This window comes from Micromonospora craterilacus, from assembly GCF_003236315.1.
Lineage (GTDB): Bacteria > Actinomycetota > Actinomycetes > Mycobacteriales > Micromonosporaceae > Micromonospora > Micromonospora craterilacus.
The window spans coordinates 1-26,671 of record NZ_POTY01000083.1 but is presented as its reverse complement, the minus strand read 5'-3'; the positions used below and the strand labels follow the sequence as shown (position 1 = coordinate 26,671).

The following is a 26,671-nucleotide window of genomic DNA, read 5'->3' as shown; positions in this document are numbered from 1 at the left end:
ACCCACCACCACTCCCCCGCCGGGCTCCGACACCTGCGCGCTCAAACCGAGACCGGCCGGCAAGGTGCTCCACGGCTACTGGGAGAACTGGGACGGCGCATCCAACGGGGTGCACCCGGGGCTCGGCTGGATCTCGATCACCGACTCACGGATCCCCGCCCACGGCTACAACGTCATCAACATGGCGTTCCCGGTGATCCGCTCCGACGGCACCGTGCTCTGGCAGGACGGCATGGACGCCACCGTCAAGGTGCCCACCCCCGCCGAAATGTGCCGCGCCAAGGCATCCGGGCTGACCATCCTGATGTCCATCGGCGGCGCCACCGCCGGCATCGACCTCAGCTCCAGCACCGTCGCCGACCGGTTCATCGCCACCATCGTGCCGATCCTCAAGCGCTACAACTTCGACGGCATCGACATCGACATCGAAACCGGCCTCACCGGCAGCGGCAACATCAACCAGCTCTCCACCTCACAGGCGAACCTGATCCGCATCATCGACGGCGTCCTCGCCCAGATGCCGGCCGGCTTCGGCCTCACCATGGCCCCGGAAACCGCGTACGTGACCGGCGGCAGCGTCGTCTACGGCTCCATCTGGGGCTCGTACCTGCCAATCATCAAGAAGTACGCCGACAACGGCCGGCTCTGGTGGCTGAACATGCAGTACTACAACGGCAGCATGTACGGCTGCGCCGGCGACTCGTACCCGGCCGGCACCGTGCAGGGCTTCGTCGCCCAGACCAACTGCCTCAACACCGGCCTGGTCATCCAGGGCACCACCATCCGCGTCCCGTACGACAAGCAGGTCCCCGGCCTGCCGGCCCAGGTCGGCGCGGGCGGCGGCTACATGGCACCGTCGGCCGTGGCGCAGGCGTGGAACACGTACAACGGCAGCCTCAAGGGCCTGATGACCTGGTCAATCAACTGGGACGGCTCGAAGGGCTGGACCTTCGGCGACAACGTCAAGGCCCTCCAACGCCGCTGACCGGGCAAAGTGTGGGCAGCCGGCGAGGCTACTCCCGGCAAGTAGGACTCGATACGTCATATGGGAAGGCAACGTGGACGCGAGCAACCAAAGAAACTGGAGCTCCTAATACTTTGTCAATGTGGTACCCAAGCTGGCCATGCGCGGCTGGAAACGATGTTGACGGAGATCATTCCGCCGACTAGCTTGACCACGCTATGACTATCTGATGATTCGGGGGCTGGAATGTTTGTCGGATCAACCTCGGGTGCGCGCAGCCGTTCTACTCGCCGTGGTCTCGTTGCAGCGACCGCGTCGCTGATGCTGTTGGCCGCCGGTTCGGCGTTGCTGGCGCCGACCGCGTCGGCGGCCGTCACGCGCTCGGTTGAGACGAAGGTGCCCCTCCCGCCGACAATCAGCTTCCCGAACGGGGACAGTGTGGTCGAAGGCGGACAGCTTGCCGTCAGGTTTGACGCGAACGGTCACACCAAGGTGGCCAGCTACCGGTACAGCGTCGACCGCACCAGCTTGGGCAGCACGGTCCCGGCGGGACGCGACGGTTCGGCCAATGTGACGATCGACGTCGGCAACGTGAGCGGTAACCGTCCGATATACGCGGTGGCGGTGGACCGCCAAGGCCGAATCAGTTCCATGACGGCGAACTCCTTCACGGTGTCCGTCCTCTGGAGCCTCAGGGGCCGGGCGCTCGACATAACCACCTTTCTGCCGGTGGTTGGGGCGACGATCCGGCTGGAGCCGGTCGGGATCGAGGTTGTTACCGACTCCGACGGCGTCTTCCAGTTCGCCGTTGACCCGGGCCTCTACTCGCTCGCCGGCACCTACGCCGGCCCACCCAGTCTCTCCGGCAGCAGCCAGCAGCTGGAGGTTGACGGTCAGGGACTGTGGTTCGACCTGCTCCTGTTTCCGGATTCCGGGAGCTGATGACCAGTACCCATCGCCATGAGATGGGCTAACTCAAATGGCCCCGGCGCCAGCGCCGGGGCCATTTGACGTGCCGGCTTCGGCCGACATGAACAACCGGCTCACCGCCACCGCAGCGAGAATCTACGAACCAGGCAAGAATGGTGTCACATCGGCCGCCCCCGACGCGTCCTTGGAGTCATGTCCAACGAGGTATTCACCGCACACCGCGACCTGCTGGTCGGGGTGGCCTACCGCCTGCTCGGCAGCATGGCCGACGCCGAGGACGTCGTGCAGGACGCCTGGTTGCGCTGGTCGGGCGTCGACCAGGCGACGGTGGCGGACCCGAAGGCGTACCTGATCACGGTCACTACCCGGCTCGCCATTGACCGGATGCGCCGGACGAAGGCGCGGCGCGAGGCGTACGTCGGGCCGTGGCTGCCCGAGCCGATCAGCACCGCGCCGGATGTCAGCGAGCATGTCGAACTGGCCGATTCCGTGGAGTTGGCGCTGCTCGTGGTGCTGGAGACGCTCTCCCCGCTGGAGCGGGCGGTGTACGTGCTGCGCGAGGCGTTCGGGCTGCCGTTCGACGATATCGCCGGGATCATCGGCCGCGAGCCGGCGGCCGCCCGGCAGCTGGCCCGGCGGGCCCGCGACCACGTCCAGCAGCGGCAGCCCCGCTTCGACGTGGACCGGGCCCAGCGTCGGGAGATGACCGAACGCTTCCTCGCCGCCTGCGGCACCGGTGACCTGCGGGCGTTGACCGAGTTGCTGGCCTCCGACGTACGGCTGGTCAGTGACGCCGGCGGCAAGGCGAAGGCGCCGGTACGGGTGATCAACGGCGCGGACAAGGTGTCCCGGTTCCTCATCGCGGTCTCGTCCGAGGCGGGGGTGCATACGTTCCTGGCCTCCGCCGGCGGGCCGCCCGTGTCGTTCCGCGTCGGGGTCACCGACGTGAACGGGGGTCCGGCCATTGTCGCGTGGGTCGACGGCCAGCCGGTCACGGTGTTCTCGCTGGTCGTCCGGGACGGGCTCGTCGACACCATCTACCTGCTCGCCAACCCGGAGAAGTTGGCCGCGCTGTCACACCGGGTGGGGCCGGCTGCGTCCGAAGGGGCATGACGGAACACATCACGATCATTGGTGGCGGGCTCGCCGGCCTCACCGCCGCCATCGCGTGCGCCGAGAGCGGCAGCGCGGTGACCCTCTACGAGGCCCATCGCACTCTGGGTGGTCGGGCGCGCTCGACCGCAGCGCCGTACGTGGCCAACGACGGCCCACACGCCCTCTACGCCGACGGCGAGCCCTTCCGATGGCTGGACCGGCACGGACTGGCACGCCCGTTCAACAGGCTGACCCTGCGGGCGCTGGCCCGCAGCCGCTTCCGGCACGGCGACCGGCTGCAGGGCCTGCCGCCGGCCGGGCTGCGGCGGATGCTCACCCGGCGGCGGCTGTCGGCCCCGGTCGACCAGGACTTCGCCACCTGGGCGGAACACCGGTTCGGTGCGGAGGCGGCGAGCGCCGCCGCCGGACTCGTCGGGATCATCACCTACACCGACGCCGGGCGGCTCTCCGCGGCGTTCGTCTGGGAACGGCTGGTCCGGGTCACCGCGCCGCGCTGGCCCGCCGTGCGGTACCTGACCGGCGGTTGGGGCGCGTTGATCGGGCGGATGGCCGAGCACGCCCGCACGCTCGGTGTCCGGATCGAGGTCGGCTCCCGGGTGGACCAGTTGCCAACGGGCCCGGTGATCGTCGCCACCAGCCTCGACGCCGCGCGTTCGCTGCTCGGCGACGAGTCCCTGCGCTGGGAGAGCGGGCGCGCCGCCCTGCTCGATCTCGGCCTGCGCAGCCGGCGCGAGGACCTGTTCCTCGTCTCCGACCTCGACGAGGGCGGCTTCCTGGAGCGGTACTCCCAGGTCGATCCGTCGCTGGCTCCGGCGGGCCACACCCTGGCGCAGGGGCAGATGCCGATGCGCGCCGGTGAGTCGCTCGCCGACACGGTGGCCCGACTGGAGCGGCTCGCCGACCTCGGCCTGCCGGGCTGGCGTGACCGGGTGCTGTGGCGCCGCGAGGCCGCGACACGCCACCGTACCGGCGCGGTCGACCTGCCCGGACGCACCTGGCGCGACCGTCCGGCGATCGACCGGGGCAACGGGGTCTGGCTGGTCGGCGACAGCGTCGCGGCACCGGGCCTGCTCGCCGAGGTTTCCATCACCAGCGCCCTGACCGCCGCAAGATCGGCCACCCGCCGTGCCACCCTTCCCGTGCCCCGCTGAGCGCGGGTGGGGTGCTGCCCCGGATGCCGCCCGCCGCGGCGCCGGGGCCGTCCCGGCTCCCGTCGGCCAGCTGCCGGCGTGGGGTGCCGGCGGCGAGTCAGCCTTACCACCATCGCCGACCCTACGGTGCCGTCCCGCGGCGCCAGGTGTCGGCGAGCAGGGCGTACGTGTAGCCGTCCACCCAGCCCAGTTCGGCGTGCCAGGAGTCGCCGACGCCGTGCTGCTCACGACGCATGCCGACCTTTTCGAGGATCCGAACCGAGGCGAGGTTGTCCGCGAAGCAGCCAGCGGTGATCCTTCGGACGCCCAGCCGGTCGAACGAGTACGCCACCATCGCGGTGACAGCCTCAGTCGCATAGCCTTGGCCGCCGTACGCCGGGTCAAAGATGTAGCCGAGTTGTGCCTCCGTCCGCAACGGCATGCCCGGCTGCCCCATACCGTCGACCACGTCGAGCGAGACCGTCCCGATCACCACGCTGTCAAGGGCCACCGCCACGCTGTGGTCGTCGGGGTCCTCCGCCGCGCGCCGCCAGGCCGCCCGCAAGGACGCAGGCTCGACGTCGGTGCGCAGTAGCCAGCGAGTGACCTCCGGCAGGTTGCGGTACTCCAGGATCCGGTCGATGTCCTCGTCACCCACCGGGCGAAGCTCGAGGCGTTCGGTGAATAGGTTCGTGCTCCCCATGAGGCGGGACGTTAGCGGACGCACAACGACGGCACGTCCGATTATCCGGCCCCTGGCGATGAGCGCTCGGCCCAGATTGGTCGCGATGTCAACCCTCGGGCGCGCTTCAGCGTGTGTGCCGGTGGATATGGTCGAACCCGTACGGGTGTGGGACACGTGGAGTGGACGGGGATGGTCGAGACGATGGTCGTGGTCGAGCGGGGAGACGCACTCGGCGAGGGATACCGGCGCCGCATCACCGAGGTCTACGTGCGCAGCTTCGCAGCGGACTTCGTCGCGTTCTCGCGCGACACCGAAAAGTTGGCCGACGCGTTCGAGCACATGCTGCTGCTCGAACGGTTCTACATCGCGCTCGTGGACGGGGAGCCCGCCGGCCTCGCCTCGCTCACCGAGGGCGACCAGACGCTGTTCGCGCCGCGCTGGCGGGAGATCCGGCGTCATCTCGGGCTGGCGCGCGGGCTGCTCAGCTACGCGGTGATCCGGAGATGGTTCATGCGCCCCTCCGACGGCGCCCGGCCCGGGCTCGCCGAGATCGGGTTCGTCGCCACCGAGCCGACTTATCAGGGTCGCGGCGTCGCGACCGCGTTGCTGCGTCACCTGCTGGCGTTGCCCGGGTATCGCGAGTACGTGCTCGAAGACATCAAGGACACCAACGCACCCGCTCTCGGCCTCTACGCCAAGCTCGGCTTCACGGCGTACAAGCGTCGGAAAGTGCGCTTCGCGCAACGCGTCGGATTCAACGAACTCGTGTCGATGAAGCTTGTGCAGGACTCCCCGCCGTAGCCGACCGCCGACCGATCACCTGGAGCCGCCTGACGGGACACTGAGCTCCCTCCGGGAGCGTACGGTGAACGCCGTCGGTAACGGTCAGTCGGTTCGGGGCTTGGCGAATTCTTCGATCAGTACGGGATACTGCTCCCCACCGTGTCCGGCGGCGATCGAGCGGTCGGCCATCGCCTTGATCAACTTCGGCAGTTCGGCGTTGACACCCACCGCTTCGCTCTCCTCGATCAGGTGTGCCATCGCCCGCGCGTCGGTCTCCAGGGCCGACACCTCCGCGGGGAAGGAGCCGCTGTCGATCTGCTCGGCATACCCAGGCAGCCATTCGGCCACCACGGCGGCGATCTGCTGCGCGAACGGCGCATAGGTTGCGGCGTCCACACCGGCGGTCCTGAGCAGGGCGGTGCCCTGGAGCCAGGCGTTCAGGATGCTCCACATCATGGCCAGGCCGGCCACGTCGTACAGGGACGCCAGCCCAGGGTCGGCACCCAGGTAGGTGACGGTGCCGAGCGCGCCGAGGGTCGACTTGTGCGCCTCGAAGTCCTGCTGCGGCCCGCTGTGCAGAATCACCGCCTCGGCGGTCCCGATCGCCGGCGGGATGGCCATGATCGCGCCATCGAGGTAGTGGGCGCCGTGCCGCTCGGCCCAGTGGGCGGCTTCCCGGGCGTGGGCCGAGCTGCCGGAGGTCAGGTTGATCAACATCGTGCCGTCCAGCTCGATATCGCTCGCGCCGAGCAGCTCGTACATGGCCTGGTAGTCGGTGACGCAAATGATCGTCAGGAAACCTGCCTTGAGCGCGTCGCCAACCGTTGGCGCCAGCCGCGCACCCCCGGCCACCAACTGGTCGGCCTTGGAGGTCGTACGGTTCCACACGGTGGTGGGATGCCCGGCTTTCAGGAACGCGCCGGCGAGTGCCTGGCCCATCAGTCCGAGTCCGATGACCGTCACGGGTTTGTCGGTGTTGTTGGTCATGGCAGCATCGTCAACGTTGATACCGGTGTGAAGGTCAAGCGAGGGTTCGATGCTGATCGGGGAACTGAGTCGCCGGACGGGCGTCAACGCCCATCAGTTGCGCTACTACGAGGCCCAGGGCCTGCTGGAGGTAGACCGCGGCGCGAATGGTTACCGCGAGTACGACGAGAACGCTGTGCTGCGGGTGAAGCAGATCCGGCACCTGCTCGGTGCCGGTTTGTCATCCGAGGACATCGCGTACCTGCTGCCCTGTGCGGTCGGAGAGGCCCCGGAGCTGGTCGGGTGTCCCGAGTTGCTGGCCGCGATGCGGTCACGGCTGCAGCGGCTGGACGATCAGATGGACATGCTCGCTCAATCCCGCGACGCTCTCGCCAACTACATTGATGCGGCCGAGCGAATGGGCGGCGAGAACTATCCACCCTTCGGCGATCCGGCTTTCACCGTCCTGTAATCCCCGGCGGGACGCTAACGAAGAGGCAGGATTTGCAAGGCACCAGGTCGCATCGAGTCGCGTCGCGGCGACCGGTTTGGCACGCTGCTCGCCAGCAGCCACGCCCGGATGGACGCCAGCCTGCTGCCCTTCTGCACCGAGGCGACGAGGCTCGCCGACCGGGAGTTGTACGCCGGGCACGGTTACGTCGCCCACGAGTCGTTCACGCTGCCCGACGGCACCACGGCGTACCCGATGTGGCGCTGGCCGTGACGGTCGCCGGTCACCGCGCCGGCCCGCCTGCGGCTTCCAGGCCCGCCAGGGCCCGCCGCAGCGCCCCGGCCCGCGCCGTCGAGGTGTGCGCCTTGAGCAGCGGCAGGAACACCGCGTACCGGTCGCTGCGGCCGAGCGCCTGGTAGGCCGCGCGGGCGCGGTCGTTCGCCGCGAGCGCTGCGGCCAGGTCGTCGGGTACGGCGGCGGTGCGCTGCGGCGCGTACGCCGTCGCCCACCGGCCGTCGGCCTGCGCCGCCACGACCTGCGCCAGGCCGGCGGGGCGCATCCGCCCGGCGGCCTCGAGCGCGGCGACCCGTTCGATGTTGACCCGGGACCAGGGGCTGCCGGGCCGGCGCGGTGAGTAGCGTTGCAGGAAGTGTGTGGCGTCCAGCCGTCGGCGGGTGCTGTCGATCCAGCCGTGGCAGATGGCCACGTCGCCGGCCTCGGTCGCGGTCAGGGTGGCCGTGCCGCTGCCCTTGCGGGCGATGGCCAGCCAGACGGCGGACCGGCTCGTGCCGTGCGCGGCGAGCCACCGGTCCCACCCGTCGACATCGGCGCAGCGGAGGATCTCGACGTCGTCCATGAGGGTCAGTCCTTCCCGTCGACGATCTCGACGTAGTGCGGGTTGTACATGACGCCGAGCAGGTTGCCGAACGGGTCGACCACGGTGGCGGTGACGAAGCCCGCGCCCCGGTCCTGCGGCGGCTCGTGCTCGGTGGCGCCCATGGCGAGCAGCCGCGCGACCATGCCGTACACGTCGTCGACGTGCCAGTAGAGGACGACGCCGCCGGGGCCAGCGGCCGTGCCCGGCGGCCGGTAGCGGCTGTCGATCAGGCCGAGTTCGTCCTGGTGGTCGCCGAGCCGCCATTCCGCGTAGCCGTCGCGCAGGAAGTACGGCTCGAAGCCGATCAGTTCGCTGTACCAGGCTTTCGCCGCCGGCCAGTCCGCGGCCCAGTAGCTGACGTTGGCCAGGCCCCGCAGTTTCGGTGTCTCCGTCATGACCCTCACGTTAGGAGGTGTTGAGGAACATTTGGTTCCTCGATCTGATGCAGAATCGGGGAATGTTGGAAACCTCGGCACGACTGCTGCGGTTGCTCTCGCTGTTGCAGCAGCGGCGGGACTGGTCCGGCGCGGACCTGGCACACCGGCTGCGGGTCACCACCCGGACGGTGCGCAACGACGTCGACCGGCTGCGGCAACTCGGCTACCAGGTGGACTCGACCACCGGCCCGGCCGGCGGCTACCGGCTGGGCGCGGGCAGCGCGCTGCCGCCGCTGCTGCTCGACGACGACGAGGCGGTCGCGGTCGCGGTGGGGCTACGGGCCGCGGCGGCGGGCACGGTCACCAGCATCGAGGAGGTGTCGCTGCGGGCGCTGACCAAGCTGGAGCGGACGCTGCCGGCACGGCTGCGGCCGCGGGTGGACGCCCTGCGCGGGACGACGGTGTCGGCGGCCGGTGGCGGGCCGACGGTCGACGCCGACACGCTGACCATGATCGCGGCGGCCGCGCACAACCACGAACGGCTCCGGTTCCGCTACGTGGGCCACGACGGGCAGCGCACCGAGCGCGACGTCGAACCGCACACCCTCGTCTTCACCGGCCGCCGCTGGTACCTGCTGGCCTGGGACACCGACCGGCGGGACTGGCGCACCTTCCGCGCCGACCGGGTCCGGCCGTCGCCGCCGGCCGGGCCGCGGTTCGTGCCGCGCGAGCCGCCCGGTGGCGACGCCGCCGCACACGTGCTGCGCGGTGTCCGCTCGGAAGTCTGGACGTACCAGGCGCGGATCCGGATGCACGCGCCGGCCGCGGTGGTGGCCGAACGCAGCACCACCACCTCGGGGCAGGTCATCCCGCTCGACGACGGGACGTGCGAGCTGGTCACCGGCACCGACTCGCTCACCGACCTGGCCACCTACCTGGCCAAGTTCGACGTGCCGTTCACCGTGCTGGAACCGCCCAAGCTCCGCGAGGTGCTGCGCGAGCTGGCCGCCCGCTACCTCGCGGCCGCCGGATCACAGACCACCCCGACGTAGCGTCCGGCCGCCGGCCGGCAGCCCGTCGCGGTGGCGCCCGGCCGACGCGCGATAACGTCCATGACCTTCCGGACGAGTGAAGCCCGCCAGCAGCAGCCACCGGCGGCTGAGACAATGCAACTGCGCGCGGCGCCATCTCGCCCCTGAGACACCTTGAAGTCTCTGGTCCTGTTGACTGAACTACCGCAGCGTCTGGGCATAGCGCACGGGCGCCAAAGGATGGGTTCGGTACAGAACGTGGTGTTGGTCATGCCATCGGCCGGTGCGGTAGTGGAGAACCGCTGCGGGCTGCCGTGGTTGGTGATGTTCCCGGATGGCTTGGTGCACGAGACGGCGGCGGCGTGGTTTCGCGAGTTGCTCGCCGGCGATAGCAGCCCGGCGACGTTACGCAGCTACGGCTACGACCTGCTGCGCTGGTTCCGTTGGCTGGACGCAACGGGCGGCAACTGGTCGCGGGCAACGCGTGAACAGGTCCGAGACTTCGTGCTTTCTTGCGGGAGTCGCCCCGGCCAGAACGGGGCGCCGACGTGGTCGGGTTCGCCCCACGCACGATCAATCACCAGCTCGCGGTGCTGTCTGCCTTCTACGACTACGCGATCTACTACGGGCTCGGCCCGCTGCTGAACCCGGTTCCCCGCCCATCGCCGCAAGATCGCAGCGCGGTGGAGCACCATGATCCCGGGCGGGGACACTGCATCACATCAAGCGCAAGCGAGAGCAGTTGAAGGAATGATCAGCTGGTCTCGGGTATTTGTCGATGTTTGAGACAGCTGTACCGGTCCGTCAGAACGTGGAGGCACTGGCCACGAGCGCCCGGGCCGTATCCGTCCACCAGTAGAGAACTTCCCGGCCCGACCGGCGCTTGTGAAGCAGACCGGCCTCCGTCAGCACGCGCAGGTGACCACCGACCGTGCCGAGCGGCAGTCCGGTCGCAGCGACCATCGCCGTGGTGCTGACCGGCTCGGCTGCCTGCACCAGAATCCTGCTCCGCGCGTTCCCGAGCAGGCGGCGCAGAGGATCCGGTGTGCTGGCAGCCGCCTCGGTGAAGATCCCCGTCACCGGATAGACAATCCCGAAGCGGTCGGGCAACCTCCAGGAGACCCAGCCTCCCCGGCAATGAGCCGCGAAGAACGTCAGCTCCCCGCCCCGCACGTCGCACGGTGGGTAAGGCCGCTCCTGGACCTGCAGCCGGCCATCGCCGAGCCAGCGCATGCCCGGCCGCATATCGTTGATGACCCCAGACCATCCGTCCCTGCCCAGGCGGGAGATCCGAGACACCACATCGGCACGCAGCACCGATTGCCGGCGCGGCCATTCCGCTTCGATCGTGTGCTGCCAGACCCAGCGCAACAGACCGGCCGTCCGGCTCGCTAACCCTGTACCGCATAGTTCCGGGGCCAGCGGAGAACGTACGCGGGCCAGATCATCACGGACGCGATCGTCCGGCAGCGACTCCAGCACCACGAGCTCGTCGTCCAGCGTCATGTTCGGACAGGCCGGCGGCACCGTCAGGAAGTCAGCCATCCAGGAGGACGAGATCGCGTGCGCCACGATGGCCGCGGTCACCGGGTCGCCGTCGAGATAGCCGTGGAAGGCATCGACATGCTGGTCCCGCCAGACCCGGTGCCACGGAAGCGGCTGGCCCCGGCGCAGGATATTGAGCGCCCCCAACGTCTCGGTGAGCTGTGAAGTGCCGAAACGGGCCTGCGCCATCACTTCGGCGTCGACCAGGAACACCGCCACGTTTCGCCTCCAGTCGAAACTCTAGGGTGGCACCGCGGGATACTGCAAGCTCCTGGCCATGCCAAGCGACACCCAGCCAAGCGACCCGACGACCGTGGGCGCGCGAAACTTCACGGCTCTGTGGGCCGGTGCCGCAGTCACCAATCTTGCGGACGGCGTCGTCAAGCTGACCCTGCCCCTGGTGGCCGTCTCGATGACGGACTCTCCTGCGCTGGTCGCCGGTATCACCCTGGCCAACACCCTGCCCTGGCTGTTGTTCTCGCTGCCCGCCGGCGCGCTCGCCGACCGGGTCGACCGCCGGCGCCTGATCATGACGATGGCCGCCGCGCGCGCCCTGGTCCTCGCCGTGCTCGTGGGTGGCATCCTCGCGGACATGCTGCCATTGGCCGGCCTGTACGCGGGGGCGCTGCTCCTCGGCACCGCCGAGGTGTTCGCCGACACAACCCGGATGTCGGTCGTGCCGATGGTCGTGCCCCGCAATCGCATGGAATCCGCGTTCGCGAAGTTGACCGCGACCGAGACCGTGGCCAACGAGTTCATCGGGCCGCCTCTGGGTGGCCTGCTGGCCGCCGCCGGACTGGCCGTCGCGCTCGGCGCCGGCGGCGTGGGCTACGCAGGCGCGCTGCTCGCCTTGGCGATCATGACTGGCCACTACCGCAACAACCATCACCCCAGATCGGCGACGAGCGCGTCCGGCCTCCGTGCCGACATCTGGGACGGCGTCCAATACGTGTGGCGGGAAAGAGTTCTGCGGACCCTGCTGCTGGTGGCCGGCGCGGCGAGCGGATGCTGGGCGGCCTGGATGGCGGTCATCGTCGTCTATGCGGTCGCACCCGGACCGATGGACCTGAGCCGCTCGGAGTACGGACTGCTGATCGGCGCCCTGGGAGTGGGCGGCGTCGTGGGCGCCTCCGCCGCGCCCGCGCTCACCCGCCGGCTGGGACGGCAGGTCGTCCTCGCCACGTCGATGGCTTGTTTCACCGTGCTGCTGGCGGCGCCAGCGGTCTCCTCGTCCCCCCGGCTGATCGCGGTGACGACCTTCCTCGGCGGCGCCGGCACCGGCGCCTGGAACGTCACCTACAGTTCGCTGCGCGCGCTCGTCGTGCCCGACGAGATGATGGGGCGCTACAGCGGAGTCAGCCGCCTGACCAGTTGGGGATCGATGCCGCTTGGGGCTCTGGTCGCCGGCTTCACCGCGGAACTGATCAGCGTGAGAGCGGTCTTCTGGGGCGGGGCAACGCTCTGCGTCCTCGTGCTCGTGGCGACGTTACGGACGGTCACATCGCCCGAGTTCCGACGGGTGGAGGTCCGCGCGACCGCCCCTCACGAACCTGAGCCGGCCCAGCCGCAACGGTCCTGAACTGCCGGGCCACCCCAGCGAGCCTATCCGCACTTGAGCCCACACTGGCCTGACCCTCGATTCCGAACCGTCGCAATCCTGGCCTTCCAACCTCTGTATGCCGTCGCGGCATCTGGCAGACGGCTGCCGGACGAGCGGTCGTGCCGCCCAAATTCGCCAGCGACATCAGACGGCGGCCGGTTGACAAGTTCAGTGAAGAGAACCATCCCACTTCGGTTCATAGATCAAGTTTGGACCCTCGGGCACCGAGTCGACCGGCGCGGCCAGCATCGGGGCGACAGGCCGGCGTAGCACCGGCCCGCCCGGCGACGTCTCCCACCGCCCGGTCGGGCTCACCCTCTCCAGCCCCATCCGCCCCGGCCGTGAGCGCCACTCATATCCCGTCCCTCCCCCGACATCGTCAGACAGCGACAGCGGGCTCCGGGCGCAGATCAGGCATGACGAATGCATGGAATCGTGGACATCGCCCTCACCCATGCCTTGCGTTGCGGGCGCTGCCTACATCAGGACGTGTCACCCGCGTCCTGGAACCCCTGGTCGAAGATGCGGATGCATCCGCTCTGCCGAAGTGAGTGCGCAGGTCGCACCAGTAGCGACAGCCGTGACCTTGCCATTTCACACACCGACGGATTCGGGCACTAAGGGGCAGTCGCGTGATTACTCCTCTTGATCGCCGACTGGCTGACGCGACGATCCTGAGGGCTCGACCAGGTCAAGGGTCAAGCAGGCAGCCACGGTGGAGCGTTCGGGCATTGCGCCCGAGGCCGGGTGTTAAGAAGGGGCCCCTGCTCTACCTCAGGCGTTAATAAGGTGCCCTTCCTTTCATCGGAGTGGTGCCCCGGGGGCCGCCCGGCGCGGCACCCGGGGCGTCCCGGGCCCCGTCGGCCCGTTATCCGCGCACGGCGACGGGGTCGACCGTCACGGTGCGCTGCTGGTGGGTGCGGATCAGGTGGGCGTAGCGGGTGCCGCTCGCCTTCATCGTCCGCTGCTGGGTGTCGTAGTCGACGTGCACCAGGCCGAAGCGCTTGTCGTAGCCGTACGCCCATTCGAAGTTGTCCAGCAGTGACCAGGCGAAGTAGCCGGTCAGCGGGACGCCCCGGCCGACCGCTGCGGCGCAGGCGGCCAGGTGCCGTTCCAGGTGGTCGGTGCGCTCGGGGTCGGTGACGGTGCCGTCGGCGGCGACCTTGTCCGGCCAGGCCGAGCCGCTCTCGGTGACCAGGATCCTGGCCGGGGCGTACGCCTCGTTCACCTCGACCAGCAGCCGCTCCAGGCCGTCGGGGCACACCTCCCAGTCCATCGCGGTGTGCGGCGCGTCGAGCACCGGGACCTGCCGGGCATACGGTGCCGGCCCGTCCGGATCGTCGGCCACCACCTGCCGGAAGTAGTAGTTGACGCCGAGGAAGTCGGTCGGGGTGGCGATCACCGCGAGGTCGTCGCCGCGTACCGGCGGCTCGATGCCGTACGTGTCGAGCATGTCCGCCGGGTAGCCGCGGCCGTGCAGCGGGTCCAGCCACCAGCGGTTGACGTGCCCGTCCATCCGGGCGGCGGCGGCGATGTCGGCGGCGGCGTCGCTGGCCGGCTCGATCGGGCTGAGGTTGAGCACCGGGCCGATCGACGCCGGCCGGGGGGCGTGCGCGCGGATCGCGGCGGTGGCCAGGCCGTGCCCGAGCAGCACATGGTGGCCGGCGCGCACCGCCCGGTCGAGGTCCCGCTCGCCGGGGGCCATCCGCCCCTCCAGGTGGCCGATCCAGGCGATGCAGAGCGGTTCGTTGACGGTGCACCAGTCGGCTACCCGGTCGCCGAGCCGGGCCGCGACCACCGCGGCGTAGTCGGCGAACGCCTCGGCGGTGTCCCGGTGCGGCCAGCCGCCCCGGTCCTGCAACGCCTGCGGCAGGTCCCAGTGGTAGAGCGTGACGAACGGCCGGATGCCGGCGGTGAGCAGGCCGTCCACCTGCCGGTCGTAGTAGTCCAGGCCAGCCGGGTTCACCGGGCCGGTGCCGTCCGGCCGGACCCGGGGCCAGGCCACCGAGAAGCGGTACGCGTCGACCCCGAGGTCGCGCAGCAGCGCCATATCCTGCGGCCACCGGTGGTAGTGGTCGCAGGCGACCTCGCCGGTGTCGCCGTTGTCGACGGCGCCCGGCTTGGTGCAGTAGGTGTCCCAGATGGACGGCTTGCGCCCGTCGGCGCGTACGGCGCCCTCGATCTGGTACGCCGAGGTGGCGACACCCCAGAGGAAGTCGGGCGGCAGCGTGGACAGGTCCGGCACGGGCGGGTTCTCCTCGGTTCTCGCGGTGGACGGGCTCACTTGACCGCTCCGGCGGTGAGGCCGGCGACGAAGTAGCGCTGCAACGCCAGGAAGCCGGCGACCACCGGCACGCTGACCACCAGCGAGGCGGCCATCACCTGGTTCCAGTAGACGTTGAACTGGGTGGAGTAGCCCTGTAGCCCGACCGCGAGGGTGCGGCTGTTCTCGTTGGTCAGCACCGAGGCGAACAGCACCTCACCCCAGGCGGTCATGAACGCGTACACGGTCACCGCGACCACGCCGGGCACCGCCGCCGGCAGCACCACCTGGAACAGGGTGCGCAACGGCCCGGCGCCGTCGACCTGGGCGGCCTCGTCCAGGCCGCGCGGGATGGAGTCGAAGTAGCCGACCAGCATCCAGATCGAGAAGGGCAGCGAGAAGGTGAGGTACGTGATGATCAGGCCGGTGCGGCTGGCGTACAGCGCGATGCCGGTGGCGTTGCCGAGGTTGACGTAGATCAGGAACAGCGGCAGCAGGAACAGGATGCCGGGGAACATCTGGGTGGACAGCACGGTCACCGAGAAGACCTGCCGACCGCGGAACCGGTAGCGGCTGACCGCGTACGCGGCGAAGATCGCCACGGCGACCGAGAAGATCGCCGCCACGCTGGCCACCAGCAGGCTGTTGATCAGGTAGCGGCCGAGCGGGACGGTGGACCACATGTCCACGAACGCCTGCAACGTGGGGCGCCGGGGCCACCAGGTGAAGGCGGCCTGCACGTCCTGCAACGGTTTGATCGCCGAGCTGACCATCACGTAGAGCGGGACGAGGACGAACCCGGCGAGCAGGGTCAGCACAATCCGGCGCGTCCAGCGCTCGGTTGCCGTCTCACGCATCGTTCCTCCGTCGGTTGGTCAGCAGCAGGTACCCGGCGGTGACCAGGAGCAGGAACAGCAGCAGCGCCACCGACATCGCCGAGCCGGTGCCGAAGTCCCAGGTCTGGAACGAGCTGCGGTAGATGTGCAGCGAGATGAGGTCGGCCTCGGCCGGCGCCGAGCCACCGAAGAGGACGTACGGGGTGTTGAAGTCGTTGAAGGTCCACAGGAACAGCACGAGCAGCAGGACCAGGTTCACCGGCCGCAGCATCGGCAGGGTGACCGCGCGCAGCCGCCGCCAGAACCCGGCGCCGTCCATCGCGGCGGCCTCGTACAGCTCGTCGGGGATGTTCTGCAGGCCGGCCATGATGCACAGGAAGGCGAACGGCCAGGTCCGCCAGATCGACACGATCAGCAGGGCGACGAAGCTGTTGTCGCCGATCAGCCAGAACGGTCGGTCGTCGAGCAGGTTCAGCTGGTCGACCAGGACGTGGTTGACCAGGCCGGTGTCGCGCTGGAAGAGGAAGGTCCAGGTGATGACCGCGGTGTAGACCGGCAGCGCGTACGGGGTGAGGAAGAGCGCGCGCAGCACGGCCCGGCCCCGGAACGGTCGTTGCAGCAGTACGGCGGCGGTGGTGCCGAGCACCCAGGACAGGCCGACGGAGAGCACCGTGTAGATGACGGTGACCCGGAACGAGCGCAGCAACTCGGCGCCGGCGGCGGAGTTGACGTCCAGCACCACCCGGTAGTTGTCCAGGCCGACGAAGGGCGCGCCGGACCAGTCGCGGATGTGGAACTGGGTCAGCTCCAGCAGGCTCATCCACGCCCCGACCAGCATCGGGATGACGTGGATCGCCAGCTCCAGCACGACGGCCGGGGCGAGCAGCAGGTAGGGCAGCAGCGACCGGCGGGGCCGGCGGCCGGGCGGTCCGGCCGGTTTCCCGGTGCCCTTGGTGCGGCCCGGGGTGGCGGCCGGCGTGGTGGTGGTTGCCATCGGGGTCCTTCCGCAGGCTGGCCGTGGGAGGGTCGGCGTAACCTCCCACGGCCAGCGGTCCGTGGTCAGCGCATCTGCCGCTGGGCCCGGGTCAACTTCTCCCGGACGCTGTCCTCGGTGACCGGCCTGCCACTGGCCGCGTCGGCGAAGAGTTCCTTGATGGCGGTGCCGACCAGGGTCTCGAAGGTGCTCTCCTCGGGCACCTGCGGCAGCGGTGCCGCGCTGGTGCCGAGGGTCTGCGCGAGGACCTTCTGCTCGTCGGCGGCGAAGGCGGGATCGGCGGCGACGGTGCCGACCGCGGGCAGCGAGCCGTACGTCTTGTTCAGCGCCACCTGCTCGGCATCGCTGGTCATGAACTTGACGAACTCCAGTGCCCCGTCGCGGTTCTTGGTGTGCTTGAACACCGCGATGTTGATGCCGGCGACCATGCTGTTGACCTGCTTGCCGCCGGCCGGCGGGCTGGCCAGGAACGGCACCGGGGCCACCCCGTACGCGTCGGCGGCCATGTTCTGCGACTGGAGGTTGGCGCCGGCGGCCTGCCAGAGCAGCATCGCGGCCTTGCCATTGGCGAAGTCGGAGACCGACTGGTTCTGCGCGTACTCGGCGTTGCTCGGATTGACGATCTTGTCGACGGCCATCAGGTCGATGTAGCGCTTGACGGCGGCGACGTTCTGCGGGGTGTCGAAGCTCGGCTTGCCGGCGGAGTCGAACCAGTCGCCGCCGTACTGCTGGCCGAAGGTGAAGGCGTGGTGGGCGTTCTCCGACGGGTTGGCGCCCTCGACGGCGAGGCCCCACTTGCCGTCGCCGGTGAGTTTCTTACCGACCTGCGCCAGCTCCTCCCAGGTGGTGGGCGGGGCGGCGATGCCGGCGTCGGCGAAGGACTTCTTGTTGTAGTAGAGCGCGTAGGCGAGGCTGTAGAGCGGCACGGCGGCCGGCGGTTTGCCGGAGGCGCCGGCCGCGGCGAGCGCGGCGGGGACGAACCGGGCCTTGCCGCCGACCTTGTCGAGCGTGGCGTCGTCGAACTCGACCAGCGCGCCGGTGGCCTGCAACGAGGCCGACCAGGTGTTGCCGATGTTCACCACGTCCGGGCCCTGCCCGGTGGTGGCGGCGGCGAGCAGCCGGTTGAGCAGGTCGGACCAGGGCACGACCTCGACGTTGACCTTGATGCCGGTCTGCTGTTCGAACTTGTCCAGCTCGGGCTGGAGGATCTCCTTGTCAGCTTCCAGGCTGGCGCCCTGGTTGCTGGCCCAGTAGGTGAGGGTCTTGCCGGAGTCGCCGGACTCCTCGCCCGAGCCGCAGGCGGTGAGGGAGGCGGCGGCCAGGACGGTCGCGGTGAGTATCGCGAGGTGTCGTCTCGACACGGTCTGCCCTTTCGGTCCGATGGTGGTGGGGTGAGGCGACTTACATCACGGCTTAATTAATGTCGTCATTAAAATGGTTCGGCGGAGGGCCGTCAAGCATGGGGTCGTACAGTCGCCCCGGGCGGCCGACGGGATGAGGTGACACGTGGAGCTGGTGCGGGCGACAAACCGCAGCGTCCGGTTGCGCAACCGGTCGGCCCTGCTGTCCAGAATTTTTCTCGACGGCCCGCTCACCCGGCAGGACCTGGTGCGCGGCACCGGGCTGAGCCAGCCGGCGGTGAGCAACGTGGTCGGCGACCTGATCGACGAGGGCCTGGTGATGGAGGCCGGGGCGGCCGAGTCCGACGGCGGCCGGCCGAGCATGATGCTGCGGGTCGCGCCCCGGTACGCCGTGGTGGTCGGCGTGGACGTCGGCGAGACCCGGGTCCGGGTCGAGCTGTTCGACCTCGCGATGACCCTGCTGGCCAGCGTCGAGTACCCCCTCGAAGACGGCGGCACCGAGCCGAGGACGGTGGCCGGGCACGTGCTGACCGGCCTCGACACCGTGCTGGCCAGCGCCGGGGCGAGCCGGGCCGAGGTGCTGGGGGTCGGCATCGGTGTCTCCGGGGTGGTCGAGCAGGGCACGCAGGCCGTGGTGGACGCGCAGACCCTCGGCTGGGACCGGGTGCCGCTGGAGCGGCTGATCGCCGACGGCACCGACCTGCCGCTGCACATCGACAACGGGGCCAAGACGCTCGGCCAGGCGGAGATCTGGTTCGGCGCCGGCCGAGGCGCCCGGCACGCGGTGTTCGCCCTGGTCGGCTCGGGTGTCGGCGCCGCCGTGGTGACCAACGGCGTCACCTACCGGGGCGCGTCCAGCAGCGCCGGCGAATGGGGCCACACCACCCTGGCGTACGGCGGTCGGGCCTGCCGCTGCGGGGCCCGGGGCTGCCTGGAGGCGTACGTCGGGGCCGAGGCGATCATCGACCGGTACCGCGAGGCCCGGCGTGGCCGGCCGGTGCCCGGCGAGGACGAGGAGTCCCAGCTCGCCGCGTTGGTAGCCGCGGCCGAGACGTCGCAGACCGCCCGCCGGGTGCTGGACGAGACCGCCGACTACCTCGGTGCCGGCGTGGCCAACCTGATCAACCTGTTCAACCCGGAGCGGGTGGTGCTGGGCGGCTGGGCCGCGATGGCGCTGGGCGACCTGCTGCCGGCGGTACGCGAGGCCGCCGGCCGCCAAGCTCTGCGCCTGCCGTACGCGCAGGTGTCGATCGAGCTGTGCCGGCTGGGCGTGGACGCGGTGGCGCTCGGCGCGGCCACCCTGCCGATCGCCCGCCTGCTCGCCAGCGGTGGCGTACGCCGGGGCGGCGACATCGACCTACGAAGCAGACTTTCGGGATAAATAACAAAGTTATAGATCGATGTCTTGACGTTGCCGCAACGTCGCCGCAACACTCTCCGGCAAGCGCTCCGTAATCGCGGTGCCATCCCGGCGGCACCACCGCACCGCGCCACCTCACCACCCGCGAGCCCGTCCCGAATCCCGTCGCGCCCGACGTCAGCAGCCCTCGACCGACAGGCAGACGTCATGACACCTCCCGTACCCCCACCCACGCCACGCCGGCGACCCACCACCCGGCACCTGCTCGCCGGGTTCGCGGTGGCCCTGGTCGCCGCCCTGGTCCCGACCGTCGGCGCGGCGCCGGCGCAGGCCGCACCGACCCTGCTGTCCCAGGGCAAGCCGGCCACCGCCTCCTCCACCGAAGGCGCCGCCTTCCCCGCCTCGGCGGCCGTCGACGGGAACACCGGCACCCGCTGGTCGAGCGCGTTCAGCGACCCGCAGTGGCTCCGCGTCGACCTCGGCAGCCGGGCCACCCTGACCCAGGTCACCCTGGTCTGGGAGGCCGCCTACGCCCGCGCCTTCCAAATCCAGGTCTCCGACGACGGAAACGCCTGGACCACCGTCCACAGCACCACCAACGGCACCGGCGGCACCCAGACGGTGACCGTCAGCGGCGCCGGCCGCTACGTGCGGATGTACGGCACCCAGCGGGCCACCGGCTACGGCTACTCGCTGTGGGAGTTCCAGGTCTGGGGCGAGACCGGCGGCACCGGCAACCCGGTCGAGCCGACCGACCCGCGCAACCCGAACTTCGGCCCGAACACGTACGTCTTCGACCCGTCCACCCCGACCGCCACCATCCAGAGTCGACTGAACACCATCTTCAGCCAGCAGGAGACCAACCAGTTCGGCCCGCAGCGCTACGCGGTGCTGTTCAAGCCGGGCAACTACACCGCCGACGTGAACCTCGGCTTCTTCACCCAGGTCGCCGGCCTCGGCATGTCACCCGACGACGTCAACCTCAACGGGCACGTCCGGGTCGAGGCGTTCTGGTTCGGCGGCAACGCCACCCAGAACTTCTGGCGGGCCGCCGAGAACCTGTCGGTCACCCTGCCCGCCGGGGTGCAGGTGGAGCGGTGGGCGGTGTCGCAGGCCGCGCCGTACCGGCGGATGCACCTGCGCGGCGCGCAGAACCAGATCCAGCTCTGGAACGGCGGCGACGGCTGGTCCAGCGGCGGCCTGATGGCCGACACCCGCATCGACGGCCTGGTCGTCTCCGGCTCGCAACAGCAGTGGTACTCGCGCAACAGCGAGTTCGGCAACGGCTGGACCGGCTCGGTGTGGAACATGGTGTTCCAGGGGGTGGCCGGCGCACCGGCGCCGCACTTCCCCAACCCGTCGCACACCGTCATCCCGACCACCCCGGTGGTCCGCGAGAAGCCGTTCCTCTACGTCGACGGCACCGGCGAGTACCGGGTCTTCGTGCCGGCGCTGCGCACCAACTCCACCGGCACCAGCTGGTACAACAAGACCCCGGCCGGCTCGTCCATCTCGCTGGCCGACTTCTTCATCGTCCGGCCGGGCACCTCGGCGGCCACCATCAACACCGCCCTCGCCCAGGGCAAGAACCTGCTGTTCACCCCCGGCGTGCACCGCGTCACCGAGCCGATCCAGGTCAACCGGGCCAACACGGTGATCCTCGGCCTCGGCCTGGCCACCATCCAGGCCGACAACGGCACGGTGGCGATGCGGGTGGCCGACGTGGACGGCGTCAAGGTCGCCGGCATCATGTTCGAGGCCGGCACCACCAACTCGCCGGTGCTGATGGAGGTCGGCCCGGCCGGCTCCACGGCCAGCCACGCCGCCAACCCGACCTCGCTGCACGACGTCTTCTTCCGCATCGGCGGGCCGGGCGTCGGCCGGGCCACCACCAGCCTGGTGGTCAACAGCCGCAACGTCATCGGCGACCACATGTGGCTGTGGCGCGCCGACCACGGCGACGGCATCGGGTGGACACTCAACACCGCCGACACCGGGCTGATCGTCAACGGCGACGACGTGACCATGTACGGCCTGTTCGTCGAGCACTACCAGACGTACCAGACCATCTGGAACGGCAACGGCGGGCGGACGTACTTCTACCAGAACGAGATGCCGTACGACCCGCCGAACCAGGCCGCCTGGATGAACGGCTCGACCCGGGGGTACGCCGCGTACAAGGTGGCCGACTCGGTAACCAGCCACCAGGCGTACGGGCTGGGCAGCTACTGCTACTTCAACGTCAACCCGTCGGTGGTCGCCGAGCGGGCGTACGAGGTGCCGAACAACCCGAACGTGCGGTTCACCAACATGGTGACGGTCTCCCTCGGCGGCGTCGGCACCATCAACCGGATGATCAACGGCACCGGTAACGCGGTCAACACCGCCAACCAGGTGGCGTACCTGACCACCTACCCGTAGGCCGGATCACGGACTCGGCCCGGCCGGCACCACCCCGGCCGGGCCGAGCCTGGCCGCGCGGTCAGAGCTACCGCTGCGCCGGGTCGCGTTCGATCATCACGTCGACCGGGCCGACCCGCAGGATGCCGTCGGTCACCGGCGTACAGCGGATCCCGCCGTGACCCCGCAACCCCCGCCACGCGCCGGGACCGATGGTGACGTCCATCCAGGCGCACGGATGCGCCGGGGTGTGCACCCGCAGCCGCACCGGGCCCAGCCCCGAGTCCAGCACCAGCACCGACCCGACCAGCTCGTCCACCGCGATGCCGGTGGTCAGGATGTTGCGCCGGACCTGCGCCAGCCCGGCGCCCGGCGGCAACCACTCCCCCGCGATCACCGTCACGCTCGCCTCGCGGTGCGCCGGCTTGCCGAAATACCGGTCGCCCACGATGCCCAGCCCCGCCCGCAGCTTGATCTCGTCGACCAGATCCCCGTCCGGAGCGGGCGCCGGTCCGTCCGCCGGCCGCCCCACGAACCGATGCGCGGACGAGGCCAGCAACTGGACGATTTCCGCCATGGCGAAACCCTACGCCGCCAGGGCGTAACCGAACCTGTGCCGGCACCCGGGTGGTCCACGGGTGTAGGGCATACTCGAATCGCATGCGGCGCTTTCGCTCCTGGGACGGGATGGAACTCGCGTACCGGGAGGTCGGTTCCGGACCGCCCCTGGTGTGCGTCCCCGGTGGCCCGGGCCAGGCCGCCGAATACCTCGGCGAGTGGGGCGGTCTCAGCGCTCACCGGACCCTGATCCTGCTCGACAACCGTGGCAGCGGTGCGTCGCCGGTGCCGGAGGATCCCACCACGTACCGGGTCGACCGGCTCGTCCGGGACATCGAGGCCCTGCGCAGCCACCTCCGCTTGGACCGGATGGACCTGCTCGGACACTCGGCCAGCGGTGGCACCTGCCTGTTGTACGCGGCCGAGTATCCGCACCGGCTCGACCATCTTGTCGTGGTCGCTCCGTCCCTGCGCGTCGTCGGCATCCAGTCCGACCTCGGCGTGGACGAGGTGCTGGCCCGACGGGTGCACGAACCGTGGTACGCCGAAGCGGTCGCCGCGCTGCACGCCGAGGCCACGTCACCGCAGGAACTGGAGCGATACCGCTGGCTGGCGGCGCCGCTGCTGTACGGGCGGTGGAACGACGCGGCCCGGGCGCAGGCGGTCGCCGAGCCCGCCCAGTTCGCCGAACCGGCCCGGGACGGGTTCTACACCGACTTCGCACCGGACTCGGCATTGCCGAAGCGGCTCGGGGCGCTCACCGTGCCGGTGCTGCTGGTGGCCGGTGAGCACGACATCTGGCCGACGTACGAGGCCGTCCGCGAGCTGGCCGCCCTCTTCCGCGACGCCGAGTTGACCGTACAGCCGGATGCCGGGCACTTCCCCTGGGTGGACGACCCGGCCGCCTTCGCGACCACCGTGCAGGGGTTCCTCGCCCGTCCCGCGGCCACACCCCGCGCCTGACATCGGGTCCCGCGACGCGGGTCGGCCGGCCGGAGGGATGGCCGATCCCCCGGCTCCTCGTACTTTGGGCCGATCCGGGGTGGACGACGCCTTCATACGATGGATTCGTGCCCGGTCTGCTGCGATCCCTGTGGGACGAACCGCGCCCGCCCGGCGCGCCCCGGCGGGTGTGGCGGGACTGGCTGCTCGTCGCCGTGCTCGTGCCGGCCGCGCTGCTCGAAGGGTTCCTGCGGCCTGATCTTCCCTGGCGGACCCTCGCGGTGGCCGTGACGGTCGGGCTGGTGCCCACGTTGCTGTGGCGGCGGACCCGGCCGCTGCTGATGGTCGCCATCGCCTTCGGCACCTGTGCCCTGGTGCCACTGCTGACCGACCGGAACGCCCTGGATCTGAACGTCCTGGTGTTCGTCCCGCTGCTGGCGTACGCGCTGTTCCGTTGGGGATCCGGCCGGGAGGCCGTCATCGGGGCGGCGATCATCGTCGGCAAGCTGTACCTGACCGTCGCGCTCGGTCAACTCGGCCTCACCGACACGGCCGCCGGGTTCGCCTTCCTCTTCGCGATCATGGCCCTGGGCGCCGCGCTGCGCTACCGGGTCGGGGCCCGGCAGCGCGAACTCGACCGGGTCAAGCTGCTCGAACGGGAGCGCCTGGCCCGCGACCTGCACGACACCGTCGCCCACCACGTCTCGGCGATGGCGGTCCGCGCCCAGGCCGGGCTCGCCCTGGCCGCCACCCGACCGGACGCGGCGACCGACGCGCTCCGGGTGATCGAGGCGGAGGCATCCCGGGCCCTCGCCGAGATGCGCGGCATCGTCCGGGTGCTGCGCGAGGACAACCCGCCGGCGCTGGCACCCACCCCGCAGGCGACGGACCTGGACCGGCTCGCCGACGAATCCCGGGGCGAGCCGGCGGTGGACGTGGAGATCGTCGGCGACGCCGGCACGCTCGCCCCGTCGGTGGGCAGCGCGATCTACCGACTGGCTCAGGAGTCGATCACCAACGCCCGCCGGCACGCCCGGCACGCGACCCGCATCCAGGTCCGGGTGGTGGTCGACGACACGACGGTCCGGCTGCGGGTGACCGACGACGGCGAACCCGCCGCCATCCGGCCGGCCCGCACGGCCGGGTACGGGCTGGTCGGCATGACCGAACGCGCCGGCCTGCTCGGCGGCACCTGCGAGGCCGGCCCCGGCCCGGAGCAGGGCTGGATCGTCACCGCCGTGCTGCCCAGGGCCGGGGCGGCGGCGTGACCGAACTGGCACCCGGCGACCCGACCGGCGGGCGGCCCATCCGGGTGGTCGTCGCCGACGACCAGGAGATCGTCCGGACCGGGCTGGCGATGATCCTCGACGCCCAACCGGGCATCGAGGTGGTCGCCCAGGCCGCCGACGGGCAGCGCGCCGTCGAGGTGGCCCGGCGGCTGCGCCCCGACGTCTGCCTGTTCGACATCAGGATGCCGGGTATCGACGGCATCGAGGCCACCCGGCGACTCGCCGGGCCGGCCGTCGCGGACCCGCTCGCCGTCGTCGTCATCACCACCTTCGACCTCGACGAGTACGTCTACGCCGCGCTGCGCGCCGGAGCCCGCGGTTTCCTGCTCAAGGACGCCGGCTCGGTGCTGCTGAGCCAGGCGGTGCACGCCGCGGCCAGCGGTGACGCGCTGATCGCCCCCAGCGTCACCACCCGGCTGTTGCGGGCCTTCGCCGACACCGGGCCCACCGCGCCGCCCCGGCAACCCGTCGAGCCGCTCACCGACCGGGAGGAACAGGTCCTCGCGGCGGTGGCCCGGGGACGGACCAACAGCGAGATCGCGGGCGAGCTGCACATCAGCCTCAGCACGGTGAAGACGCACGTCGCCAGCCTGATGACCAAGCTCGCGGCCCGGAACCGGGTCGAGGTCGCCATCTGGGCGTACGAGACACACCGGGTCCGGCGCGGCGGTTGAGCAACTACTTCATGGTGATGATCTGGATCAGGTTGCCGCAGGTGTCGTCGAGCACGGCGGTGACCACCGGCCCCATGTCGACCGCGTCCTGGGTGAACTCGACGCCCAGCCCCTTGAGCCGCTCGACCTCGGCGTACACGTCGTCGACGGCGAACTGGGCGTACGGGATGCCGTCGGCGACCAGGGCACTCTTGAACGGACCCGCGGCCGGGTGGCCGCCGTCCGGCTCCAGCAGCAGCTCGACACCGTCCGGGTCGGCCGGGGACACCACGGTGAGCCAGCGCGCGTCGCCGGTGGGCACGTCGTTCTTCTTGATGAACCCCAGCTTCTCGGTGTAGAAGGCAAGCGCCTTTGCCTGGTCGTCGACGAGCACGTTGGTGAGCTTGATCCGAATCACGGGTGTGGTTCCTCTCGGTCGATCGGCCACCGCTCGATGATCGAGCGCAACGGGCTCGTGTCGATGTGGTGGAACTTGAACCGGCCCTGCCGCCGGGTGTGCACCAGGCCCGCCTGTTCGAGCACCGCGAGGTGCTGGGAGATGGCCTGGCGCGTGGAGGCCAGATCATGCTTCATGACCAGCCGGCCACGAATCTCGAACAGCGTCTGACCGTCCTTGTCGGTCAGCTCGTCCAGGATGACGCGTCGCGTCGCGTCACCGAGGGCCTTGAACAGATCGCGGTCTGCGTCCATCGGCACAGTTATAGGCAAGTGGCCACTTGCCTGTCAAGCGGATCGCCGCCCGGCCGCCCCGCCCGACGTACCGCCACCGGGTGACCCGGTCCAAAGTACGAGCGCGACATCGCACCATCGGCCGGTCCAACCCGGGCCCGGATACCGATGAGTCCACGCCGCCGTGATCGCACCATCGAGCCATGTCCGTGAATCGCTCCGGCCGCCGAGAGTGGCTGATCCCCACCGGCCTGATCCTGCTCGCCCTCGTACCGGTCGTCGCCGGTGCCATCCGGGTCGCCGATCTCTCCACCGGCCCGGTGGTGACACCGGACAACGCCCGGTTCGTGCACGATCCCCTGCCGGTGGTGGTGCACGCCGTCGCCGCCAGCCTGTACTGCCTGCTGGGCGCGTTCCAGTTCGCCCCCGGCTTCCGTCGCCGGCACCTCCGCTGGCACCGGGCGGCGGGACGGGTGCTGGTCCCCGCCGGGCTCCTCACCGGGCTCTCCGGGATCTGGATGTCGCTGTTCTATCCGCTGCTGCCGATCGACGGTGAGCTGCTGATCGGCCTGCGGATCAGCTTCGGTTCGGCCATGGTCGTCTGCATCGTGCTCGGCTTCGTCGCGATCCTTCGGCGGGACATCACCCGGCACCGGGCGTGGATGATCCGCGGGTACGCCATCGGCCAGGGCGCCGGCACCCAGTTCCTCACCCACCTGCCGTGGATGCTGGTCTCCGGGCCGCCGGACGAGCTGCCCCGTGCCCTGCTGCACGCCGCCGGCTGGCTGATCAACATCGCGGTCGCCGAATGGATCATCCGAGCCGGGTCGGCCCGGAGACCAGCATCCACGGCAGGTGGGTGAGGAACTG

General features: G+C 70.3%; 28 protein-coding genes. 16 read left to right on the top strand and 12 right to left on the bottom strand.

Features of this window, described 5'->3' with window-relative positions; translation table 11 throughout:
- The 4 genes from C1I95_RS15100 to C1I95_RS15085 all read left to right on the top strand — a co-directional run.
- Window positions 1-985: chitinase (locus C1I95_RS15100; RefSeq protein ID WP_111214466.1), on the top strand; the 985-nt coding region annotated here is incomplete at its 5' end.
- A gap of 300 nt (window positions 986-1,285) precedes the next feature.
- Window positions 1,286-1,906: a hypothetical protein gene (locus tag C1I95_RS15095; RefSeq protein ID WP_111214462.1), complete on the top strand. Its 621-nt coding sequence runs from the start codon at window positions 1,286-1,288 to the stop codon at window positions 1,904-1,906.
- 180 nt (window positions 1,907-2,086) lie between these two features.
- Window positions 2,087-3,007 carry an RNA polymerase sigma factor SigJ gene (sigJ, locus tag C1I95_RS15090; protein WP_111214461.1) on the top strand — a complete coding sequence of 307 codons (921 nt, stop codon included), beginning with the start codon at window positions 2,087-2,089 and terminating at the stop codon, window positions 3,005-3,007.
- Entirely contained in the window at window positions 3,004-4,161 is a 1,158-nt protein-coding gene (locus C1I95_RS15085; protein WP_111214460.1) for a phytoene desaturase family protein, read from the top strand. The genes sigJ and C1I95_RS15085 overlap by 4 nt, the downstream gene beginning before the upstream one ends.
- 121 nt (window positions 4,162-4,282) lie before the next feature.
- On the opposite strand, the gene C1I95_RS15080 is transcribed toward C1I95_RS15085, so the two are convergent.
- The gene (locus tag C1I95_RS15080) at window positions 4,283-4,843 is read right to left on the bottom strand and encodes a GNAT family N-acetyltransferase (protein WP_111214459.1); all 561 of its coding nucleotides are present in this window, start codon (window positions 4,841-4,843) and stop codon (window positions 4,283-4,285) included.
- A 171-nt stretch (window positions 4,844-5,014) separates the two neighbouring features.
- Between C1I95_RS15080 and C1I95_RS15075 the strand changes: the two genes are divergently transcribed.
- On the top strand, window positions 5,015-5,626 hold the full coding sequence (locus C1I95_RS15075) for a GNAT family N-acetyltransferase (protein WP_111214465.1): 612 nt from the start codon (window positions 5,015-5,017) through the stop codon (window positions 5,624-5,626).
- 84 nt (window positions 5,627-5,710) lie between these two features.
- Here the strand turns inward: C1I95_RS15075 and C1I95_RS15070 are convergent, their stop codons facing one another.
- Window positions 5,711-6,682, bottom strand: a complete 972-nt coding sequence (locus C1I95_RS15070; protein WP_233513680.1) for an NAD(P)-dependent oxidoreductase — start codon at window positions 6,680-6,682, stop codon at window positions 5,711-5,713.
- Between C1I95_RS15070 and C1I95_RS15065 the strand changes: the two genes are divergently transcribed.
- Window positions 6,645-7,046: a MerR family transcriptional regulator gene (locus tag C1I95_RS15065; RefSeq protein WP_111214457.1), complete on the top strand. Its 402-nt coding sequence runs from the start codon at window positions 6,645-6,647 to the stop codon at window positions 7,044-7,046. The two genes, C1I95_RS15070 and C1I95_RS15065, sit on opposite strands and share 38 nt — an antisense overlap.
- Before the next feature lie 108 nt (window positions 7,047-7,154).
- Window positions 7,155-7,298 carry a hypothetical protein gene (locus C1I95_RS35250; protein WP_158566404.1) on the top strand — a complete coding sequence of 48 codons (144 nt, stop codon included), beginning with the start codon at window positions 7,155-7,157 and terminating at the stop codon, window positions 7,296-7,298.
- Window positions 7,299-7,308: 10 nt separating this feature from the next.
- Here the strand turns inward: C1I95_RS35250 and C1I95_RS15060 are convergent, their stop codons facing one another.
- Window positions 7,309-7,881 (bottom strand): YdeI/OmpD-associated family protein, encoded by a 573-nt coding sequence (locus C1I95_RS15060; protein ID WP_111214456.1) that lies wholly within the window; start codon window positions 7,879-7,881, stop codon window positions 7,309-7,311.
- A gap of 5 nt (window positions 7,882-7,886) precedes the next feature.
- Window positions 7,887-8,297: a VOC family protein gene (locus C1I95_RS15055; RefSeq protein ID WP_111214455.1), complete on the bottom strand. Its 411-nt coding sequence runs from the start codon at window positions 8,295-8,297 to the stop codon at window positions 7,887-7,889.
- A gap of 62 nt (window positions 8,298-8,359) precedes the next feature.
- Between C1I95_RS15055 and C1I95_RS15050 the strand changes: the two genes are divergently transcribed.
- Complete coding sequence (locus C1I95_RS15050) at window positions 8,360-9,331, top strand: helix-turn-helix transcriptional regulator (RefSeq protein WP_111214454.1); 972 nt, start codon at window positions 8,360-8,362, stop codon at window positions 9,329-9,331.
- 219 nt (window positions 9,332-9,550) lie between these two features.
- Window positions 9,551-9,955, top strand: a complete 405-nt coding sequence (locus tag C1I95_RS37230) for a site-specific integrase (protein WP_111214453.1) — start codon at window positions 9,551-9,553, stop codon at window positions 9,953-9,955.
- Window positions 9,956-10,114: 159 nt separating this feature from the next.
- On the opposite strand, the gene C1I95_RS15040 is transcribed toward C1I95_RS37230, so the two are convergent.
- Complete coding sequence (locus tag C1I95_RS15040; RefSeq protein ID WP_146605731.1) at window positions 10,115-11,074, bottom strand: ArsR/SmtB family transcription factor; 960 nt, start codon at window positions 11,072-11,074, stop codon at window positions 10,115-10,117.
- A gap of 58 nt (window positions 11,075-11,132) precedes the next feature.
- Between C1I95_RS15040 and C1I95_RS15035 the strand changes: the two genes are divergently transcribed.
- Window positions 11,133-12,434 carry an MFS transporter gene (locus C1I95_RS15035; RefSeq protein ID WP_111214451.1) on the top strand — a complete coding sequence of 434 codons (1,302 nt, stop codon included), beginning with the start codon at window positions 11,133-11,135 and terminating at the stop codon, window positions 12,432-12,434.
- A gap of 889 nt (window positions 12,435-13,323) precedes the next feature.
- Here the strand turns inward: C1I95_RS15035 and C1I95_RS15025 are convergent.
- The 4 genes from C1I95_RS15025 to C1I95_RS15010 form a co-directional block, all read right to left on the bottom strand.
- Window positions 13,324-14,739 (bottom strand): GH1 family beta-glucosidase, encoded by a 1,416-nt coding sequence (locus C1I95_RS15025; protein WP_233513679.1) that lies wholly within the window; start codon window positions 14,737-14,739, stop codon window positions 13,324-13,326.
- The gene (locus tag C1I95_RS15020; protein ID WP_111214450.1) at window positions 14,736-15,575 is read right to left on the bottom strand and encodes a carbohydrate ABC transporter permease; all 840 of its coding nucleotides are present in this window, start codon (window positions 15,573-15,575) and stop codon (window positions 14,736-14,738) included. Before C1I95_RS15020 ends, C1I95_RS15025 begins: the two co-directional genes overlap by 4 nt.
- On the bottom strand, window positions 15,568-16,548 hold the full coding sequence (locus C1I95_RS15015) for a carbohydrate ABC transporter permease (protein WP_111214449.1): 981 nt from the start codon (window positions 16,546-16,548) through the stop codon (window positions 15,568-15,570). Before C1I95_RS15015 ends, C1I95_RS15020 begins: the two co-directional genes overlap by 8 nt.
- 65 nt (window positions 16,549-16,613) lie before the next feature.
- The gene (locus tag C1I95_RS15010; RefSeq protein ID WP_111214448.1) at window positions 16,614-17,909 is read right to left on the bottom strand and encodes an ABC transporter substrate-binding protein; all 1,296 of its coding nucleotides are present in this window, start codon (window positions 17,907-17,909) and stop codon (window positions 16,614-16,616) included.
- 145 nt (window positions 17,910-18,054) lie between these two features.
- Between C1I95_RS15010 and C1I95_RS15005 the strand changes: the two genes are divergently transcribed.
- On the top strand, window positions 18,055-19,290 hold the full coding sequence (locus tag C1I95_RS15005) for an ROK family transcriptional regulator (protein WP_111214447.1): 1,236 nt from the start codon (window positions 18,055-18,057) through the stop codon (window positions 19,288-19,290).
- Between the two features lie 186 nt (window positions 19,291-19,476).
- Window positions 19,477-21,690 (top strand): discoidin domain-containing protein, encoded by a 2,214-nt coding sequence (locus C1I95_RS15000; RefSeq protein WP_111214446.1) that lies wholly within the window; start codon window positions 19,477-19,479, stop codon window positions 21,688-21,690.
- Between the two features lie 67 nt (window positions 21,691-21,757).
- Here the strand turns inward: C1I95_RS15000 and C1I95_RS14995 are convergent, their stop codons facing one another.
- Window positions 21,758-22,246: a molybdenum cofactor biosysynthesis protein gene (locus tag C1I95_RS14995; RefSeq protein ID WP_111214445.1), complete on the bottom strand. Its 489-nt coding sequence runs from the start codon at window positions 22,244-22,246 to the stop codon at window positions 21,758-21,760.
- Window positions 22,247-22,329: 83 nt separating this feature from the next.
- Here C1I95_RS14995 and C1I95_RS14990 point away from each other — a divergent pair, with 83 nt between their 5' ends.
- From C1I95_RS14990 to C1I95_RS14980, 3 genes are all read left to right on the top strand, one after another.
- Window positions 22,330-23,190, top strand: coding sequence for an alpha/beta fold hydrolase (locus tag C1I95_RS14990; protein ID WP_111214444.1), 861 nt, complete (start codon window positions 22,330-22,332; stop codon window positions 23,188-23,190).
- Window positions 23,191-23,297: 107 nt separating this feature from the next.
- Entirely contained in the window at window positions 23,298-24,437 is a 1,140-nt protein-coding gene (locus C1I95_RS14985) for a sensor histidine kinase (protein ID WP_111214443.1), read from the top strand.
- Entirely contained in the window at window positions 24,434-25,132 is a 699-nt protein-coding gene (locus tag C1I95_RS14980) for a response regulator (protein WP_267900702.1), read from the top strand. Before C1I95_RS14985 ends, C1I95_RS14980 begins: the two co-directional genes overlap by 4 nt.
- 4 nt (window positions 25,133-25,136) lie before the next feature.
- On the opposite strand, the gene C1I95_RS14975 is transcribed toward C1I95_RS14980, so the two are convergent.
- Together C1I95_RS14975 and C1I95_RS14970 are read right to left on the bottom strand one after the other, a co-directional pair.
- Complete coding sequence (locus C1I95_RS14975; protein ID WP_199523754.1) at window positions 25,137-25,526, bottom strand: VOC family protein; 390 nt, start codon at window positions 25,524-25,526, stop codon at window positions 25,137-25,139.
- Window positions 25,526-25,822, bottom strand: coding sequence for an ArsR/SmtB family transcription factor (locus C1I95_RS14970; RefSeq protein WP_111214441.1), 297 nt, complete (start codon window positions 25,820-25,822; stop codon window positions 25,526-25,528). The genes C1I95_RS14975 and C1I95_RS14970 overlap by 1 nt, the downstream gene beginning before the upstream one ends.
- A gap of 182 nt (window positions 25,823-26,004) precedes the next feature.
- Between C1I95_RS14970 and C1I95_RS14965 the strand changes: the two genes are divergently transcribed.
- Window positions 26,005-26,664 (top strand): DUF2306 domain-containing protein, encoded by a 660-nt coding sequence (locus C1I95_RS14965; RefSeq protein WP_111214440.1) that lies wholly within the window; start codon window positions 26,005-26,007, stop codon window positions 26,662-26,664.
- The last annotated feature ends 7 nt before the right edge of the window (window positions 26,665-26,671 follow it).

What these genes read in the sequence shown, in the direction of transcription:
- C1I95_RS15095 (WP_111214462.1), top strand. Translation starts at nt 1,286, where the DNA reads ATGCTGTTGGCCGCCGGTTCGGCGTTGCTGGCGCCGACCGCGTCGGCG.
- sigJ (WP_111214461.1), top strand. Translation starts at nt 2,087, where the DNA reads ATGTCCAACGAGGTATTCACCGCACACCGCGACCTGCTGGTCGGGGTG.
- C1I95_RS15085 (WP_111214460.1), top strand. Translation starts at nt 3,004, where the DNA reads ATGACGGAACACATCACGATCATTGGTGGCGGGCTCGCCGGCCTCACC.
- C1I95_RS15080 (WP_111214459.1), bottom strand. Translation starts at nt 4,843, where the DNA reads ATGGGGAGCACGAACCTATTCACCGAACGCCTCGAGCTTCGCCCGGTG.
- C1I95_RS15075 (WP_111214465.1), top strand. Translation starts at nt 5,015, where the DNA reads ATGGTCGAGACGATGGTCGTGGTCGAGCGGGGAGACGCACTCGGCGAG.
- C1I95_RS15065 (WP_111214457.1), top strand. Translation starts at nt 6,645, where the DNA reads ATGCTGATCGGGGAACTGAGTCGCCGGACGGGCGTCAACGCCCATCAG.
- C1I95_RS35250 (WP_158566404.1), top strand. Translation starts at nt 7,155, where the DNA reads ATGGACGCCAGCCTGCTGCCCTTCTGCACCGAGGCGACGAGGCTCGCC.
- C1I95_RS15060 (WP_111214456.1), bottom strand. Translation starts at nt 7,881, where the DNA reads ATGGACGACGTCGAGATCCTCCGCTGCGCCGATGTCGACGGGTGGGAC.
- C1I95_RS15055 (WP_111214455.1), bottom strand. Translation starts at nt 8,297, where the DNA reads ATGACGGAGACACCGAAACTGCGGGGCCTGGCCAACGTCAGCTACTGG.
- C1I95_RS15050 (WP_111214454.1), top strand. Translation starts at nt 8,360, where the DNA reads ATGTTGGAAACCTCGGCACGACTGCTGCGGTTGCTCTCGCTGTTGCAG.
- C1I95_RS37230 (WP_111214453.1), top strand. Translation starts at nt 9,551, where the DNA reads ATGGGTTCGGTACAGAACGTGGTGTTGGTCATGCCATCGGCCGGTGCG.
- C1I95_RS15035 (WP_111214451.1), top strand. Translation starts at nt 11,133, where the DNA reads ATGCCAAGCGACACCCAGCCAAGCGACCCGACGACCGTGGGCGCGCGA.
- C1I95_RS15020 (WP_111214450.1), bottom strand. Translation starts at nt 15,575, where the DNA reads ATGCGTGAGACGGCAACCGAGCGCTGGACGCGCCGGATTGTGCTGACC.
- C1I95_RS15015 (WP_111214449.1), bottom strand. Translation starts at nt 16,548, where the DNA reads ATGGCAACCACCACCACGCCGGCCGCCACCCCGGGCCGCACCAAGGGC.
- C1I95_RS15000 (WP_111214446.1), top strand. Translation starts at nt 19,477, where the DNA reads ATGACACCTCCCGTACCCCCACCCACGCCACGCCGGCGACCCACCACC.
- C1I95_RS14995 (WP_111214445.1), bottom strand. Translation starts at nt 22,246, where the DNA reads ATGGCGGAAATCGTCCAGTTGCTGGCCTCGTCCGCGCATCGGTTCGTG.
- C1I95_RS14990 (WP_111214444.1), top strand. Translation starts at nt 22,330, where the DNA reads ATGCGGCGCTTTCGCTCCTGGGACGGGATGGAACTCGCGTACCGGGAG.
- C1I95_RS14970 (WP_111214441.1), bottom strand. Translation starts at nt 25,822, where the DNA reads ATGGACGCAGACCGCGATCTGTTCAAGGCCCTCGGTGACGCGACGCGA.
- C1I95_RS14965 (WP_111214440.1), top strand. Translation starts at nt 26,005, where the DNA reads ATGTCCGTGAATCGCTCCGGCCGCCGAGAGTGGCTGATCCCCACCGGC.